Annotated in this window: 18 protein-coding genes and 1 tRNA gene; 8 read left to right on the top strand and 11 right to left on the bottom strand. The window is 60.8% G+C overall.

What is annotated here, in order from left to right:
* The first annotated feature begins 82 nt into the window (after positions 1 to 82).
* Complete coding sequence (locus NO932_RS07815) at positions 83 to 496, top strand: OsmC family protein (protein WP_309161597.1); 414 nt, start codon at positions 83 to 85, stop codon at positions 494 to 496.
* Entirely contained in the window at positions 493 to 1,017 is a 525-nt protein-coding gene (locus NO932_RS07820; RefSeq protein ID WP_309210615.1) for a hypothetical protein, read from the top strand. Before NO932_RS07815 ends, NO932_RS07820 begins: the two co-directional genes overlap by 4 nt.
* Before the next feature lie 41 nt (positions 1,018 to 1,058).
* Here the strand turns inward: NO932_RS07820 and nadE are convergent, their stop codons facing one another.
* The 8 genes from nadE to NO932_RS07860 all read right to left on the bottom strand — a co-directional run bounded on the left by nadE (position 1,059) and on the right by NO932_RS07860 (position 8,796).
* Complete coding sequence (nadE, locus tag NO932_RS07825; protein WP_309210616.1) at positions 1,059 to 2,048, bottom strand: NAD(+) synthase; 990 nt, start codon at positions 2,046 to 2,048, stop codon at positions 1,059 to 1,061.
* Complete coding sequence (locus tag NO932_RS07830) at positions 2,048 to 3,580, bottom strand: class I adenylate-forming enzyme family protein (RefSeq protein WP_309210617.1); 1,533 nt, start codon at positions 3,578 to 3,580, stop codon at positions 2,048 to 2,050. Before NO932_RS07830 ends, nadE begins: the two co-directional genes overlap by 1 nt.
* Positions 3,559 to 3,855 carry an acyl carrier protein gene (locus NO932_RS07835; RefSeq protein WP_375142876.1) on the bottom strand — a complete coding sequence of 99 codons (297 nt, stop codon included), beginning with the start codon at positions 3,853 to 3,855 and terminating at the stop codon, positions 3,559 to 3,561. Before NO932_RS07835 ends, NO932_RS07830 begins: the two co-directional genes overlap by 22 nt.
* Entirely contained in the window at positions 3,846 to 5,810 is a 1,965-nt protein-coding gene (gene asnB / locus NO932_RS07840) for an asparagine synthase (glutamine-hydrolyzing) (RefSeq protein ID WP_309210619.1), read from the bottom strand. The genes NO932_RS07835 and asnB overlap by 10 nt, the downstream gene beginning before the upstream one ends.
* Before the next feature lie 95 nt (positions 5,811 to 5,905).
* A complete protein-coding gene (locus tag NO932_RS07845; RefSeq protein ID WP_309210620.1) occupies positions 5,906 to 7,042 on the bottom strand; it encodes a hypothetical protein in 1,137 nt (378 codons plus the stop codon).
* Positions 7,039 to 7,755 carry a N5-glutamine methyltransferase family protein gene (locus NO932_RS07850; RefSeq protein ID WP_375142877.1) on the bottom strand — a complete coding sequence of 239 codons (717 nt, stop codon included), beginning with the start codon at positions 7,753 to 7,755 and terminating at the stop codon, positions 7,039 to 7,041. Before NO932_RS07850 ends, NO932_RS07845 begins: the two co-directional genes overlap by 4 nt.
* Before the next feature lie 344 nt (positions 7,756 to 8,099).
* Positions 8,100 to 8,175, bottom strand: a tRNA-Ala gene (locus NO932_RS07855).
* 54 nt (positions 8,176 to 8,229) lie between these two features.
* Positions 8,230 to 8,796 (bottom strand): hypothetical protein, encoded by a 567-nt coding sequence (locus NO932_RS07860; RefSeq protein ID WP_309210621.1) that lies wholly within the window; start codon positions 8,794 to 8,796, stop codon positions 8,230 to 8,232.
* Between the two features lie 465 nt (positions 8,797 to 9,261).
* Between NO932_RS07860 and NO932_RS07865 the strand changes: the two genes are divergently transcribed.
* From NO932_RS07865 to NO932_RS07875, 3 genes are all read left to right on the top strand, one after another.
* The gene (locus tag NO932_RS07865; protein WP_309210622.1) at positions 9,262 to 10,446 is read left to right on the top strand and encodes a hypothetical protein; all 1,185 of its coding nucleotides are present in this window, start codon (positions 9,262 to 9,264) and stop codon (positions 10,444 to 10,446) included.
* Between the two features lie 349 nt (positions 10,447 to 10,795).
* Entirely contained in the window at positions 10,796 to 11,854 is a 1,059-nt protein-coding gene (locus tag NO932_RS07870; protein ID WP_309210623.1) for an OmpA family protein, read from the top strand.
* Positions 11,855 to 11,968: 114 nt separating this feature from the next.
* Complete coding sequence (locus NO932_RS07875; protein ID WP_309210625.1) at positions 11,969 to 12,370, top strand: hypothetical protein; 402 nt, start codon at positions 11,969 to 11,971, stop codon at positions 12,368 to 12,370.
* On the opposite strand, the gene NO932_RS07880 is transcribed toward NO932_RS07875, so the two are convergent.
* Positions 12,367 to 13,305, bottom strand: coding sequence for an alpha/beta hydrolase (locus tag NO932_RS07880; protein ID WP_309210626.1), 939 nt, complete (start codon positions 13,303 to 13,305; stop codon positions 12,367 to 12,369). The two genes, NO932_RS07875 and NO932_RS07880, sit on opposite strands and share 4 nt — an antisense overlap.
* Before the next feature lie 230 nt (positions 13,306 to 13,535).
* On the opposite strand from NO932_RS07880, the gene dapA reads away from it, so the two are divergent.
* Positions 13,536 to 14,414 carry a 4-hydroxy-tetrahydrodipicolinate synthase gene (dapA, locus tag NO932_RS07885; RefSeq protein ID WP_309161581.1) on the top strand — a complete coding sequence of 293 codons (879 nt, stop codon included), beginning with the start codon at positions 13,536 to 13,538 and terminating at the stop codon, positions 14,412 to 14,414.
* Positions 14,415 to 14,424: 10 nt separating this feature from the next.
* A complete protein-coding gene (gene smpB, locus NO932_RS07890) occupies positions 14,425 to 14,904 on the top strand; it encodes an SsrA-binding protein SmpB (RefSeq protein WP_309161580.1) in 480 nt (159 codons plus the stop codon).
* Between the two features lie 53 nt (positions 14,905 to 14,957).
* Here the strand turns inward: smpB and NO932_RS07895 are convergent, their stop codons facing one another.
* Both NO932_RS07895 and NO932_RS07900 read right to left on the bottom strand, forming a co-directional pair.
* Positions 14,958 to 15,596, bottom strand: a complete 639-nt coding sequence (locus NO932_RS07895; protein ID WP_309210628.1) for a uracil-DNA glycosylase — start codon at positions 15,594 to 15,596, stop codon at positions 14,958 to 14,960.
* Between the two features lie 25 nt (positions 15,597 to 15,621).
* Positions 15,622 to 16,188 carry an NYN domain-containing protein gene (locus NO932_RS07900; protein ID WP_309210630.1) on the bottom strand — a complete coding sequence of 189 codons (567 nt, stop codon included), beginning with the start codon at positions 16,186 to 16,188 and terminating at the stop codon, positions 15,622 to 15,624.
* Positions 16,189 to 16,387: 199 nt separating this feature from the next.
* Between NO932_RS07900 and rpoZ the strand changes: the two genes are divergently transcribed.
* Entirely contained in the window at positions 16,388 to 16,756 is a 369-nt protein-coding gene (rpoZ, locus tag NO932_RS07905; protein ID WP_309161577.1) for a DNA-directed RNA polymerase subunit omega, read from the top strand.
* Positions 16,757 to 16,796: the final 40 nt, after the last annotated feature.

The following is a 16,796-nucleotide window of genomic DNA, read 5'->3' on the forward strand; positions in this document are numbered from 1 at the left end:
AATCTATCCTGCGGGCTGTGATTGCCGCATACAATTGCTTACATCAAACATATCTACCCTATAACGAGCATAGCGACAGATCATGGTTACCATCACAGCACGCCCCACCACCGTTTCTGCCCATCTCGACAAGGAGGGGCAGGGGGAAGTCGAAGCCCGGTCGGGCGCGCGCATGGCGCTGGCTGCGATGGCCCGGGACGAGGGGATGACCCCGCTCGAACTGATGGACGCGGCGCTCGCCGGGTGTCTCGTCTTGAGCGTGCGCATCGCGGCCCGCAAATTCGGCTGGCAGGACCGGCTCGAGGGTGTATCGGTCGATGTAACGCACACCAAAGGCGAAGGCGCGCCCTCGAGGGTCGCCGAATTTGCTTGCGACTTCAACATCGGGGGAGACTTTACCGATGAGGAGCGCCGGCAGCTCATCGCGGAGTCCCATGCCGTCTGCACGGTGGGCAACACCCTCGAGCGCGGCGCCAGCATCGTGGACGTCGAATGATCGGAAAACCCTATATCGGCCAACTCGATCTCGATCGTGCCCGACCCGAGCAGAAGGCGGCCCATGATGAAGAATTGCGTCTGCGCGGACGCATGACCAATATGAAGCGCACTCTCGTTCATTCTCCCGTGGCGCTCAGGGTTTATGGCGAATGGTTCGCGCTGCGCGACGAGCTGGCCCCCGTGATCGGCGATCGCGCCGTCCTGACGCTTTGCCTGGCGATTAGCGCCGAGATGGACAATGTCGTGGGCATGGCCTTCATGCGCCGGGGACTGGCGGGCCTGACCGACGAGGCCCCGGCCATCGCGATCGATCTTGGCATCGTCGAAGCCTTCGGCAGGGCTTTTGCGGCCGATGCCAAGGCAATTCCTCCGGCAGTATGGTCGAATCTCTCGCAGGCGCTGCCGGAGAAGACGCTTGTCGACCTCACGGCCTTGGCGGGGATAATGATGGCGACCAACGCCTTCATGGATGCGGTGGGAACCGAGCCCGATCCCGAACTGGCGGCTTTCATTGCCTAAGGCCGACCCTCCTGCGCTGGTCCTTGTCAAAGTGCTTCGAGCTAGTCGATAAGCAAGGGGGGAAGGTGCAGATAGCGTGTCGCCTTGCGCTTGCTCTCGATATCGGCCCAGACACGGGTCACCTGGTCCGGGGTCAGCCCGGTGGCCGTGGCCACCTCCTCGCGGGAGACGCCCAGGTCAAGGCCGAGAAGGCACAGGTCCATTTGGGCATAAGGCACTGAGAAATAAAACTCTTCCTGCGACTGGGCCAGGGACCAGGTGTCGGTGGTGGGCGGGCGGCGGCATATCTCCTTGGGCACGCCAAGATACTCGGCAAGCTGATAAACCTGCGACTTCAGAAGATGGGCGATGGGCTTTATGTCAGCCGCCCCGTCGCCATTCTTGACGAAAAAGCCCTGATCGTATTCGAGCCTGTTGGGCGTGCCGATCACCGCGTAGTTGAGCCGGTCGGCATGGAAATATTCGAGCTGCTTGCGGGTACGTTGCTTCATGTTGGTGGCGGCGATGATCGCCAGATAGATTTCGGCGGGCATGCGCAGCTTGCGGGTTTCGCCCGCCGGCGATTGCACGACAAGAAAGGAAATGGCCAAGCTGTCGCTTTCGAGCGCATTGGCGATGACGACCTTGCAGCCCCAGCCCGGCCCGAACTCGGGCACAAGGGCGCGGATGGCGTCATCGCGGCGGCGATAGCAGCCCATGGCGTCGAGTGTTTCCCCGATATTCTCGACCACGCCCGCGATGCCGAAATGGGCCAGCAGCATTTCCGCGAGCTTCTGGCTTTCGGGGTCGGAATCGTTTTCCGGCATCATGACGGCGAACGCCCGTTCGGGACCCACCGCGCGGGCCGCCAGCGCGGCGCAGACGCTCGAATCGATGCCTCCGGATACGCCCAGAACCAATCCCCGGCGCTTGAGGTCGGTGCGCAGCTGCCGGCGCATGGCCAGGACGATGCGCTCGACCTCAGCCTCGGCATCGAGGACCAGGGCATCCCTTGAGAACGGCGCGGCGAAGGAAGGGGCAAGGTTGGACATCAGAGAAGACTGTCTGCCGCAAGGCGGCGGCTGAGTTTACCGGTGTCGGTGGTGGGCAGGCTCTGGCGGAACACGACGTGCTTGGGGACCATGAAATCCTCGAGCAGCCTGGCGCAGTGGCGGATCACGTCCTGCTCGGTAAGGCTTGGGTCTCGCGCGATAACGAGCGCGCAGATCGCCTGCCCGAGCACGGGGTCCTCGCGGCCCACCACGATGGCCTCGGAAATTCCCGGATGAGCGGCGAGGACGGCTTCGACTTCCTTGGGCGCGACCTTCTCGCCGCGCGTCTTGATGATGTCGTCCTTGCGCCCCACGAAATAGAGGAAGCCTTCGCTGTCGGCATAAAACAGGTCGCCCGTCGCAAGCACCCTTTCGCCTGGATTGGGGCCGGGCCGCAGCGCCCTGGCGGTGGCTTCGGGATTCTCCCAATAGCCCTGCATGACATGCGGCCCCGAAATGACCAGTTCTCCTCTCACTCCGGCAGGCACGGGCTTGCCGTCATCGTCCACCACGTAGGCCCGTGTGCCCGGAATGGCGATGCCGACCGAGCCGATCTTGTCCTTGAGCCGGGCCGGAGGCAGCCAGGTGCAGCGCTTGCATTCGGTGAGCCCATACATCGAAAAAATTGCGGTCGTGGGGAACAGGGCCTGCAATTTCTCGATATGGGCGGGCGGGAGGGCCGCAGCGGTGTTGGTGATATAGCGCAGCGCAGGGAAACCGCCGGGCTCAAGCCCCTCGATATTGAGGATCATCGCCGCCATGGTCGGCACAAGGGGCAGACCGGTCACCCGTTCGGCGCGCATGGTCTCGAAAATGGCCTGCGGGAAGGCGAAGGATTTTTCGAGCACCAGTGTCGCGCCCATGCGGACCGCCATCAGAACCTGGTAGAGCCCATAGTCGAAAGCGAGCGGCAGGACGTTGAGGATGATGTCGTCCTCGGTATTTTCCAGATAGGTGGTAATGGACCGCGACGCAGCATCGATATTGGCGTGAGTCATCATCACGCCCTTGGGGCTCCCGGTCGAGCCAGACGTATAGATCAGCATGGCGAGATCGTCCGCACCGCCACCATGGTCCGGTACGGGCCTGCCCTCACCGATCAACGCCGGCAAATGGCGCGCCTGGGGCAGGGCCGGGGATGGGTTTCCAGCGAGCACCGCAAGGGGTTGTGCCTGGGCATGTTCAAGCGCCTCGGCGAGCACCGGCGCTGTGCGCGTCCCGGTGATCACCGCCGTGGCACGGCAATTGTCGATGATATAGGCGAGCTTGGCCGATTTGGTTGAGGCATTGATCGGCGAAAAGACCGCCCCGGCCTTGAGGATTGCGAAAATCGCGACGACCGCTTCCCAGCAATTGTCCAGAAAGACCAGCACCCGGTCTCCACGCCTGACCCCCGCTTGCGCCAGCCCCCCGGCGAGAGCGCTGGACAGGCGATCGAGCTCTGAATAATCGAGCCGCGTCAGCCCGGCGACCAGGGCCGTCTTGCCGGGCAGGCGCGCAGCACTTTGGCTCAGAAAGCTCTCGACACGCATTCTGGATTTCCTCGGGTGGCGGGGCCTGCGCCCCTTTCAGCCACGAACCGCGCGATGGCATCGACCGAGTCCAGATTGGCGGGCACGATGTCTGAATCGGCGACCGGGACCGCCAAGCTCTCCTCGATGAACGCCACCAGCTCAAGCACCGCCGTTGAATCGATGATCTCGTTATCGATCAGCGAGGCGGAATTCTCGACCATGGAGTCGGCATCCCCGAACAGGAAGTTTTCAATGATGAAGGCGCGGATGCGATCGTGTGCAGTCATGTCAATTCCCTGCCGTAGGTTGGTTGTGATTGGTCGAGCGTGTTGGTGACCGAGAACTGGCCGTGCCAGAGCTGACCCGACAAAACGCCGACGAAACCGGCATTGTCGCGAAAGCCCGAAAGCTTGCCCGCAGCCAGCTTTGCCTGCAGTTTTTGCACCGCGTCAGGATTGAACATGCCCGCTTGGGCAACGGCCCTGCGGGAAAGCGCGGCAGCGTCATAGGGGGCATCGCTTGCCGCGAATGCGGCGCTGTCGGGCGCGCGATAGGGTTGCTTGGTGCGCCTGCCAATCGTTTTAGGCATCAGATGCGCTGTCGCGCGGCGCAGGATGTGCTTTTCTTCCAGTCCTCTGAGTTTGAGCGCCGGGGAAATCCCTGCCGCCAGCTCAACAAGCCGGTGATCGAGGAAGGGAAATCGCCCCTCCACCCCATGCGCCATGGCCATCCGGTCGCCCTGCGCGGAGAGAATATAGCCGGGCAGGAGATAGCGCGTTTCGAGAAATTGCGCCTGATGTAGCGGATGCCAATGGCCAAATCGGGCCGGGAGCTGGGCGGCCAATTCTTCGGCAGCATCATAGCCCGCAAGCGTGGCCTTGAGATCGGCGGAAAAGAACAGTTTTGCCGCCGACGTCGAACGGAAGCGCGGACGATGGGAAAACAGCGGATCGTCCAGCCTTGCCGCCTCGACCCCGAAATAGGCGGCAAGATAACTGGCATTCTGCTTTTGGAACTCGGGCAGGTAGGGATAGAGCCGTTTGAACAGCAGCGCGCGGCCTTGCGATTTCGGATCGCGGGCGCAGAAGCGGCGCACCTTGGCCTCCTTGAAGATATCGTAGCCGGCAAAGACCTCATCGGCCCCCTCTCCGGTGAGCACGACCTTGTAACCCTTTGCTCGTACAAGTGCCGACAGCAGGTGGAGCGGCGCAGGGGCCGTGCGCAAAACAGGACGCTCGACCATGCGCACGACATCGGGAAATACATCGGCAATATCAGCATTGCGACAGAGCACCTGGGCGTGTTCGGTTCCCAGAGCCGAAACCATCTCGTGCTGGTAAGCGCTTTCGTCATACTCGGCGCTTTCAAAGGCGACCGAGAAGGTGGACAGGCCATCGGGTTTTTCCCGCGCCGCCAGTGCCGCAACGATCGCAGAGTCGAGCCCGCCCGAAAGATAGGACCCAACCGGCACATCGGCTCGCAGCCGGATGCGCGTCGCATCGGTCAGAAGGTCCAGAACCTCCTCGGCGACGCTTTGCGCACTGCCGGTTTGCGAGGCGTCGGCTTCATCGGGATAGTCGAGCTGCCAATAGGGGCGGATCTGCGGCTTACCGCCCTGGAAAAGCATCAGATGCGCGGGCGGAAGCTCGAAGATGCCCTTGAAGATGGTGCGCGGGGCCAGCGGCGACCACAGGGTGAAAATCTGGTCGAGGGCCGGCGGATCGAGTTCGGCTGAAAGCTGCGGGTGACAGAACAGCGCCTTGGCTTCCGAAGCAAAGACGATCCCTGTTCCGGTCCGTGCCCAATATAGCGGGCGTACGCCCATGCGGTCCCGGGCCAGGAGCAAGCGGCGGTTGGGCCTGTCCCATAGAGCGAACGCGAAATCGCCATTGATATGGCTCACGCAGTCGGCGCCGTATTCCCGGTAGAGCTTGAGGATGACTTCGGTATCGCTATGGGTACGGAACCGATGTCCGCGCTGTTCGAGTTCGGCTCGCAGTTCGGGAAAGTTGAACACCTCACCGTTATAGCTCAGCATCAGCCCCGCCTCGGGATCGGCCATGGGTTGCTGCCCGTCGGCCAGCCCAACGATGGACAGGCGGCGATGTCCCAACCCGATCCCTGCTTCCGCCCAATGACCCGCGGCATCCGGGCCGCGATGCGCGATAGCCCGCGTCATGGCAACGAGCAGGGCGAGCCCTTCTGGCGCACCCAACGCATCGTCCCGATAGCCGGCTATGCCGCACATGCTGGAAAGTCTCCCTCAGATCCTGTCGTCGTACCCGGTTTCATCAAACTATGGGACTTGGCGCGACGCGCGCCAAAGTCGTTGTGGCGGTCGGTTCAGTTGAACGTCCCCCCGATAATTCGCGTCCAGCTTTCTCCAACCAGCCCATTGAAATGCGCCCGCCCCTCCGCAAACGCGGCAACGAGCGCCGTATCCTTGCCGTGGATGACGCTGGCCCCCGCGTGAGCCAGCGGAGTCTTGCGACTCACAAGGGCGTCGAACAGCGATGGGGTAATCCTGCCGCGTACGCCACAGGCCCCCAGATCGCGCGCGTAGCACAGCATGGCATCGAAAACGGGGCCCGCCTGTCCCGGAGCATGCAGGACGTCGAGCACTTGGGCCAAGGCACTGGGAGCGAAATGCAGCAGGAACCCCCCGATCGGATGCCCCGCCCGCGTCACGACCTCGCAAAGGTGCGGCGCGCCATATTCGGGTTTGTCCATCGCCTCGGCGATCAACGCCGGCAAACACCCGTCTGGCCATACAGGCCTCACGGCATCCGCAGACAGCAGAACCTCCGTCAGCCGCGCGAAATCCGAGACCGAGACACGCCTTGCGTACACGCCGCCATGGGTGCGGAATTCGCCCGGAAGCCCTGTCCAACCCAACCGGCTGCCGTCTCGCGGCGCCAGCCTGTCCAGCAACTGCGCGACTGGTGTTGCATAAGCCAGCCAGGGAACCCGTCGTGCCATCAGGGCAATGGCAAAGCTCACCGGCCTGAGGACGCGGAAATAGTCGTAGCTGTATCGGTCAAGGACCGTCCCGTGCAACTGCCGCCACATCGCCAGCGAGGCCTCTCCGGCCGTTTCGCTGAGCGTGACATCCTGCGGCCCGCTTACGGCCTTTCTGAGCAGGCGGGCGCCGATCGTGGGAGCCCGGTCATGTCCCTTTACCATCAGCGTCCCGAGGATCGCCGCGCGGATCGTCTTTTGGCGATAAACCATCGGCTGCACCACGACCCCGACGAACCCTTCGACTTCTTCCTCATCCGAAACATAGACAAGGGAGGGGATTTCGGGATCGGCAAAAGGCCCGTCGATGAAATGTGAGCCGAGATAGGCCGCAAGACGCCTGGGTGCAGCGTCCCTGGCATGGTGCATCAAGGCATGGAAGAGCAGCGAAACCGCTTCGGCGTCCTTGCGCGCGAAGGGCCGGATCAAGTCGCCCCGCACTGTGTTTACCGGCGCGTTCATCCACGGCCTCGGGCGATTAACTGGATGAAGACGACACGTTCCTGACCGTCCGCGTCATGGGCCCACTGCGGATCGCTCCACACCTTTGAGCGTTTGATCAGCGCGAAGATCTGGCGGGCCTGGCCGAGCCCGAACTCGAGCCCCAGCCATCCGCCCGCCTTGAGGAAGGTCGGGGCATCGGCAAGAATCCGTTGATGCAGTGCAATGCCATAGGGGCCACCATCAAAAGCTTCCCGCGGCTCCTTTGAGAGCAGATATGCGCGATCGCCTTGGGTCAGCCGCTTGGTGGAGATGTAGGGAGGATTGGCAATGATCATGTCGATCGAGCCTTCGAGAGTCAGGCCGTCCAGGGCGGCGAACAGATCTCCCTGACACGCAGACACCTTTTGCCCCAGGCCCAGCCGCCCTATGTTGCTCCGCGTTGCTTCAATGGCGCCATCGGTGAGATCGCAGGCCCACACCCTTGCGTTCGGCCTGTTTACCTGAATGGCGGCGGCAAGATTGCCCGCGCCGCAACACATGTCGATGATCGAGAGGTCGCCGGACTCCTCGTCGAGCCGGGAGAGCGCTTCCATGGCGAGGAGTTCCGTCTCGGTCCGCGGTCGCAAGACGGCCCCCGAGGCTTCGAACTCGAGCCCGAGAAATAACGTTGTTGCGACTGCTCCCGTCGACATGGCGCGCGACTGCTCCCGCTTTTCGCCTCCCATCGACATTACGAGCATTGGCTCGCGGGCGCACTTCCGCCTATAGATGTAGGTGCGGCCAGTTTTGGGCGACGTTTTTTGCGCACGTCGCACCAAGCCTGCACGGCGCTTTTTGCGCCCTCGAGCAGAAATGCTGTCAATAATGCGGCCACTAAAATGGGCGATTCTAAATCGTAATGATTAGGCCGTTTTAGTGGATTTTACTTGCGAATAGTACGGGTACTTCTGTCGTCGTCGGTCATTGCCGGCGTCCTACTTGGGGCGCTTTCGACATGCAGTGGTGCCGGCGGCCAAACAATCGGCTACACGCTTAAGCCGACCGACTAAATTTCGGAAATTCGAGGAAGAATGAATGGTGGAGCTGAGGGGAATCGAACCCCTGACCTCGTCATTGCGAACGACGCGCTCTCCCAACTGAGCTACAGCCCCATTCAGCGACCGCTATTATCGCAATTTGTTTGGCACTGGAAGAGGGTCAAACGACTATTCTGTCGGAAGGGCGAGGGCGATCTGGCCGGGAACGGTTTCCACCGGCTCGAACTGCAGGTTCCTGCAATTGTCGTTGAATATCTCTACCCACATCGCAGCTCCGTGCTCGATATAGGCCACCCGGTTCGCCTCGCCCTCGATCGTGGCTTGTTCGGCCGCTGCGCGCGCGCGATCGACGGCGACCATGAAACCATCGTCGGCGAAATAGTTGCACCGGTCGATATCGATGGATCGCCAAGCCACGAGCGCGATGTCGATCATATCGCGCGCGATCTGCCGGCTGAAATCCATGTAAGGCACCAGATCGCTGTTGCCGCACTCGATCTCGGCGGCATCTGCATGCATGCGGGCGACACGGTCGGGCATGTCTTCGACAAGTGAGGAGGCGGCGACAACGATTTCCTGCAGCCGAAGCGTCGCGCCGACCTGTTCGAGAGGCGTGAGATATTGAAGCGAGGAATCGAACAGGGCGCAACGGGTCGTGACTTCGGTGCCCACGATCAGCGCATCGATGTCGATCAGCATCTGCTCGCTGCCGCTGGGCTGCTGACCAACCGCCACGTCGCTGCAGGCAAGACCAAAAAGAGCAATGGCAATGCATGCGCCCAGGCGAGGGGACAATCGATCAGGCAAAAGTGGTCCTTCCCAACGATAGAGGCCCCTCAAATCTAGCATATGACCAATGTGGCTGTTTTACGGATCGGGAGGCGAGATCGCTTGTCGCAGGGCAAGTCTAAACGGGTTGTTAACGCTATTTGCCAAAAGTCTTAACGAGTGGTTTCCGGATGTGTGGACATTTTGCAACATTCACTTCGCAACCCATGCTAGGGCCTGTTGAAGGCGTATAACGGCTGTTGCACGGGCATCCGCCATCGCTAGAGTGGGTCTTGCGAATCCATGCATGGGATCGTTTGTCGGTCGCAACGCGGCGGCAACACACGACACCAAACAAAAATGTGGTCGCGTTTCGACAAACTGCCGGATAGCCCGGCAACAAAACTGAATGACTGACTTTGGAGGTCAATTATGAAACTTAAGAGCCTTCTTTTGGGTTCTGCAGCCGTTCTGGCCCTGTCGACGGGTGCCCAGGCCGCTGATCCGGTCGTCGAGTTCGTCTCGCTCGGCGTTTGCGATGCGCTCGGCATGTCCGGCCTGACCATCGAATCCGACGACACCTGCCTGCTCATCTCGGGCGGCGTGCAGTATGACTACACCGTGGAGAACTTCTCCTTCGGTGCTAGCGACGTTGCTGATACCGAGTCGGACCTGAACTGGGACCTGGCTTTCGAAGCTCAGACCCAGACCGATGACGGCGTTGCTGTTGCTTATATTTCGTTCGACGAAGATGGCACCGACGACATCAACGTGAACGAAGCCTATGCTCAGTTCATCCTTTCCAACGGTACTGCCCTGTCGGCTGGCCTGCGTGACTCGATCTTCGATACCGAAATCTTCGATGACACCTACGGCAACGATAAGCACGACTGGTTCGATTTCGAAATCGACAACGAAGAAGCTTTCGGTGAAGAGTTTGCCGCAACCACCGGTGGCCACGGCATTCAGCTTGAAGCCGTTGTTGCTGATGGTTTCACCGTTCTTGCTTCGCTCGAAGACCTCGAAGGTGATGGCACTGCCGGTCTCGGCGTTGCCTATGACGCTTCCGGTATCTCCGCTGAAGCCGGTGTTCTGTTCGGTAATCTTTACAGCAATGCCGACCCGCTGGGTAGCACTGACCAGCAGGTCAACTACTACGGTAAGGTTTCGGCTGAGTTCGACAACTTCGCTGCTCGCGCCGGCTTCATCGCCGACGATGACGGCAACTGGGTTGCGAACGTCGGCGCCGACGCCACCTTCGACATGTTCTCGCTGAAGGCCGATGCGCTGTTCAACGATGACGAAGACTTCGCGATCATGGGTGAAGGTTCGTTCGACGCGACCGAAACCGTGGCCGTTTACCTCGGCGCTGGCTATGAAGAGCTTGCCTCTGTCGAGATCTTCACCGTTTACGGCGGTGTCGATGTGGACGTGACGGAAACCATCACTGCTTTTGCCGAACTCGGTTACACCGATCCGGAAGGCCTGGACGACTACGTCTACGGTGCTGGCGGCGTGACCTACGCTCCGGGTGGCAATTTCGAAACCAGCCTCGAAGGTTTCGTTGCTTCCAACGAAAACTACCAGGTCGTCTTCTCGATGGAAAAGACGTTCTAATTCGGTTCTACCGAACTGGAATTATGAAGGGCCCGGCTTGCCGGGCCCTTTTCTTTTGCTTTTGGAATATTTTCGGCAAACCTTTGGCAGTTCGGAGAGCCTAAGCGCTGCGCAAAGGTGTGGTAATCAGAGATTGCCCCTCACTCGTCGCAATAGTCTGTGGAGCTCACGGCCACTTGAAGAGATCGCCGCGACACCGGGAAGTTAACTGCACTACACTGTGCGCGTTTCATGAGTCGGGCATTCCCGGCCTCGCATGCTGCCCTTCAGATAATAACGGTCCATGATTTCGCCCAGGCTTACCACTCTTGCATTGATTTCGGTTGTTCTGCTCGCGAGCGGGCCTGCGGTGGCGCAGTTTCAGACGCTTGGAGACGTAGCCGATGAAGAGCGTCCGGTGGAAGCTGAGTTTTCGTGGTCGGTGCGCGTTGCGAATGGTGAAACCGTACTGGCCGGCGACGTTCCCCACCTGACCGTCAAGGAGATGCTGATCCAGCGGGCAGGGGAGCAGGCGATCGATCGCATGGGAGTGTCCGAAGGAGCACCTTCCGGGTTTTTCACCGACGCTGTCAAGGCGGTCGAAGTGAGCGGGTTGCTCGACGAAGGAGCCGTCACCTATGAGGACGGCGACTGGACGATAACGGGCATACTGATCCACCCCAGCGAACGCTCCTCGGTGGAGACTATACTGGGGGCAGAGACCGGCCTGGGATCTGACTGGCAAATCGAGCTCAAGCCGGAGCCGCTTAACGAAGGCGACTCGAATGCCGTCGCTGAGCAAGAGACCGGCTACGAGCCGGTGCGTGCCGAGGATTCCGAGATCGAGACCCCCGCGACGGGAGAGCTATCCGAAGACACGGAAACGAGCATCGATCTAGGCGACGAGGCGGCACACATTGAGGCGGTCGGCGATGCTGGATCACCTGCGGAAGCGATTGCCGGCGATCCGGTCGCCGAAGATGCGGCAACGATGGAAGCGGAACGAGCGACGTCGATGACCGGAGACGATCGGGACCAGCTTTGCCGCGACAGGATCGATGATTTTATGGCCGGTCGATCCATTCTGTTTGCCTCGGGGAGCGCGCGCCTTACGGCGGAGTCGGAAGAATCCCTGGAGGGTGTGGCCGAGATTCTCGCCGATTGTCCATCGGCCCCCGTTTATGTAGAAGGTCATACCGACGCCGATGGTGGGGAGGACGCCAATCTGATCCTTTCGCTATCGCGGGCCGAAGCTGTCGTCTTCAAACTGACCGAATTGGGTATCGACCCGCAGCGGCTCTACGCCGTAGGCTATGGCGCAAGCCTGCCGGTCGCATCGAACGAAACGGCAGCGGGCAAGGCAGCCAATCGCCGGATCGTCTTCAGCTTTGAAGATGCGGCTGGCACAGAAACGGGGGCAGGGCATTGAGCGATATCGCCTATCTCATCATCATCAACTGGCCTTTCCTGCTCATGGCGCTGCTCATCGGCATTGCTGCCGGATGGTATGGCGCGCCCGAAGATTTGGAGTGAGGGCCCCGCAATGAATCCCACGCCGCACATTATTCCCAGCGCTTTGCTTCTGCTGGCCGCATTCCTTATCGGCTGCGTGATCGGCTATCTGCTCAAGCGCATGTTGGGTCCGAAACAGGCGCCAGCCAAAACTGCCGAACCCGCCGCCGCGCCTGATGCTGACGATACCGGCCTCGGCCTGCTTTCAGCTCCGTTGGAGGGGCGACCAGACGACCTTAAGAAGATCAAGGGGATAGGACCGAAACTTGAAGCGGTTCTGCATGAGAACGGCATCTACCATTTTCACCAGATCGCCGCTTGGGATGAGCATGCAATTGCCGTCATGAACGACCGGCTATCGTTTAGGGGGCGGATCGAGCGAGAGCGTTGGGTTTCGCAGGCCCAGGCGATCGTCAGGGACGAAGCTCATTAGTTTTCGTCCGAAGGCGATCGGCAAACCTCGATAAGAAATTGAGCTAGAGCGTCGCGCTCTTCTGCTCCGTCCAAAAGCGCCGGTGAACCCTGGCCCGAGATCGCCAGGGTTGCTGCATCCGGTCGCTGGCGCAGCATTTCGTCAAATGTCGCGCGGCGGAGTTGGTCGCTGAGCTGAGTGCGGACGATCATCAGTGGTGCATGGGCAAGGGCGCTGAACAACTGCCATTGCGGTTCGAGCACATCATCGAATTCGAACTGCTCGAGTTGTTCGATGAGCCGATCGTCGAACAGTGCCTCGAGGCGCCCACGCGGATTTTGCACATAGAGCCTTTCGGCAAGCTCATCGAGCCGCGCTTCGCTTTCGCCGGGGTAGTCGGTGCTCAGCATCTTGTGGAGTGCCGCTCGGGCGGCGGGAGGGCTCCGCAAATCGGTGATGTGGCGGAAATTGGTGCGGGTACGCACCAGCCCCCTGGAGTCGGTAACCGGTCCGGAATCGACAAGAACGGTGCCCGCGATCCTGGTCGGCTGACGCGCCGCCGCCAGCATCGCCACCTGCCCACCATGGCCTTCGCCGATCAACACGGCGGGGCCGATGTCCAGCGCGTTGAGGACATCAAGGACGCAATCGGCGTCCAGCAATGTGGAATAGGCCAAATCCCTGGGGAGAGGAGTAGAGCGGCCGCGGCCTGGCAGGTCGACCAACACGAACGCCAGCCCCGTGCCGGGGACCTGGTTGATGGCCGCCGGCAAATGCCTGAAATCGGCCATGTTGCGGACATAGCCGGGGATGCAGATGACAGGTAAAATATCGTCGCTAAGGGTTCCATGGACATGGACGGCGACCTGCACTCCGGCCGGGCCGCTTGTAATCATCCGGACGGGCAACTGAGAAAAGATCGGACTTTCCGGCATTGTCTTGGCGCGCTTGAGCATGACGCTTCATAGCATGCCCAGCGCGTTGGACAATCTCGGTTCCTCTAGCCTGAGAGCGGCGCGCATACGCTTGTCGCGCCATGCAAGTGCCACTATGGTGCGCCAGTTTTCGGGGTGACAAATTCGTCATCTCGCGTCATCAAGAGGGTGTCCGCCGCAACGGTTGACACCGATACGTATAATGAGGGGCTGTCGGGCGCGCCGGCGGTTCAAATCGAGGACTGTTTCGCATGTTTAGCGGGTCGATCACGGCGCTGATAACGCCGTTCCACAATGGTGCTGTTGACGAAGATGCGATGGCGCGTTTCGTCAAATGGCAGATCGACGAGGGGACGAACGGGCTGGTTCCGGTCGGCACCACCGGCGAAAGTCCCACTGTCAGCCACGAAGAACACCGGCGTGTAATCGAGATCACCATCGATGTCGCCAAGGGCCGGGTGCCGGTCATCGCCGGGGCGGGTTCCAACTCCACTCGGGAAGCGATCCACCTCGCCGAGTTCGCGGAAAAGGCCGGGGCCGACGGGATTCTCACCATCGTTCCCTATTACAACAAGCCCAGTCAGGAGGGGCTGTTCCAGCATTTCTCCGCCATCGCCAAGGCCACCAGCCTGCCGGTGATCCTTTATAGCGTGCCCGGGCGGACGGTGGTCGATATCGCTGTCGATACCATCAAGCGCCTGCGCGATGCGTGCCCCAATATAGTGGGTGTCAAGGACGCTACCGCCGATATGAGCAAGGCAAGCATGACGCGGGCGGCTCTAGGCCCCGATTTCATCATGCTTTCGGGTGAGGACATCACCGCGCTCGGATTCAATGCTCATGGCGGCAGGGGGTGCATCTCGGTGACCTCCAATGTCGCTCCCAAGCTTTGCGCAGCCTTCCAGGCGGCGTGCCAATCCGGCGATTTCGCCACTGCACTCACCATTCAGGACCGTCTGGCGCCGTTGCACAAGGCGCTGTTCATCGAACCCAATCCGCAGGGCGTGAAATATGCCGCCTCGCGCCTGGGGCTCTGTGGTGACGAGGTCCGCTTGCCGCTGGTGCCGGTCTCCGAGGGCGCCAAGCAGGTCATCGACGCAGCGTTGGTCCACGCGGGCCTAATCAACTGATCGGTCTATTATGGCACCGAAGAAAGAAAAAGGACTGCTCGAGACCGGGGTCGTGGCGGAGAACCGCCGCGCCCGGTTCGACTATGAGATACTCGAAACGCTCGAAGCGGGCCTTGTCCTGCGCGGAACAGAGGTCAAGTCGCTGCGAAACGGCAAGGCGCAGATCGCGGAATCCTATGTTTCGCCCGAAGATGGGGAGCTTTGGCTGATCAACGCCAATATCCCTGAATATGTACAGGCCAACCGCTTCAACCATGACGAGAAGCGCCGGCGCAAACTTCTGGTTTCGGCACGCGAAATGGCCAAGCTGGCCCGCGGCGTGGAGCGGCAGGGCAACACCATCGTGCCGCTCAAGCTCTATTTCAACGAGCGCGGCATGGCCAAATTGTCGATCGGGCTCGCCAAGGGGCGTAAATCCTACGACAAACGTGAGGTCCAGAAGGATCGGGACTGGTCGCGCGACAAGCAACGGTTGTTGAAGCAGGGGTAGGCGGGGCTCCGCCTCTGCTTGCCCCGCATCCTTCCGGCAAAGAACGCCAGAAATCAGTTCCTTATCACCGCTACAGCTTTCCCCATGGCGCTTTGGAACATCTCCGGCGTCAGTCGGCCGGTGTTGGTGTTGTAGCGCGAGCAATGGAAGCTATCGATCAGCGTTCGGCCATCGCTCAGCCTGTGCTCGGCCCCATGTGAGAAGGGGAAGGCCGCGCGGCGCTCGCCAAGCGCGCTCAGAAGGGAATCATGAGCGATGCGGCCGAGGGCAAAATAGGCTTTGGCCTGCGGGTTTGCCGCCAACGTGGCGATCAGGAACCGACGGCAAGTGGCGATCTCAGGCCCGGTCGGCTTGTTCTGCGGGGGAACGCAGCGCACCGAATTGACGATCATGGTGTCGACAAGCTCGAACCCGTCATTGGGGTCGGCGCGGTATTCGCCCTGAGCCAACCCATACATCTTGAGCGTGTCGTAGAGGAGATCGCCCGCATAGTCGCCGGTAAAGGGGCGGCCGGTGCGATTGGCGCCGCGCAGGCCGGGGGCGAGGCCCACGATCAAAAGGCTGGGGGCTGCATCGCCCCAATTGTCTACCGGTGCGTTGTGCCAGCCGGGAAACTGGGCGCGGTTGAGATGACGGAACTCGGCCAGCCGGGGGCAGAGGGGGCAATCGGATGGCGGATTGGGAGTGGTCACGAACGAGTTGTCTCACGCCTTGGAATCAATGCGTGACATCCTCTTTGGCCGATTGCTGCCGGTCAACCTGGGGCCGGCCTACCGTTTTGGCGAGGGTTGCGATCTCAAGGAAATAGTCGGCCTGGCGGCGCAAATCGTCCGAGATCATGGGGGTAGGGGTAGTGAGGGTGGAGGCCACCGTCACCTTCTTGCCGCGGCGCTGGAGGGCCGCCACCAGGGCCGTAAAATCCCCATCGCCGGAAAACAACACGAGATGGTCGTAATAGGGCGCCATTTCCAGCGCATCGATGGTGAGCTCGATATCCATGTTGCCCTTGATCTTGCGCCTGCCCTGGGCATCGGTGAACTCCTTGGCGGGTTTGGTGACGACGGTATAGCCGTTATAGTCCAGCCAATCGATGAGGGGCCGGATCGAGGAATATTCCTGATCTTCGACAAGGGCGGTATAATAGTAGGCGCGCAACAAATAGCCGGTATCCTGGAACTGGCTCAGAAGCCGCTTATAGTCGATATCGACGCTGAGCGCCCGGGACGTGGCGTAGAGATTGGCGCCGTCGATGAAGAGGACCACCTTTTCCCGTGGATCGAACATTACCGGCAAAAGCTCCAAACAATATCAAGGCAGAAAAAATCTTGCAGGCGTGTATCTCGCTCAACGCCGCAGGTTGGAAAGAAGTTCACGCCGCCCGTGTAAAATTAGGGTGAGGACTTCGGGCGAACGCATGCTTGTCATTGACCGGACACTCGTGTAAGAGGGCCGCTCGCTTCCCTCAAAGCAATGGAGACCGGCTGTGGCACGCGTCACCGTAGAAGATTGCATCGAAAAGATTCCGAACCGCTTCGAACTGGTTCTCATGGCCGCCCATCGCGCCCGCATGATTTCCTCGGGTGGCGCGATCACCGTGGATCGCGACAACGACAAGAACCCGGTCGTTGCCCTGCGCGAAATCGGTGACGGCACGATTTCGCCCGACGATCTCCAGGAAGATCTGATCCACTCGCTGCAGAAATACGTCGAAGTGGACGAGCCCGAGCAGGAAATCGCCCCGCGTATCGAGACCTCCTCGGACGAGGATGGACCGGTGTTCGACACGATCAGCGAAGAAGAACTGCTCCGCGGCATCGAGTCGCTGGCGCCCCCCGAGCGTCGCGACGATTGATCGGCGCAAGCCTTTATCTATATATTTTAGAAAGGCGTCT

Origin of the sequence: Pelagibacterium sp. 26DY04 (assembly GCF_031202305.1) — a bacterium.
Lineage (GTDB): Bacteria > Pseudomonadota > Alphaproteobacteria > Rhizobiales > Devosiaceae > Pelagibacterium.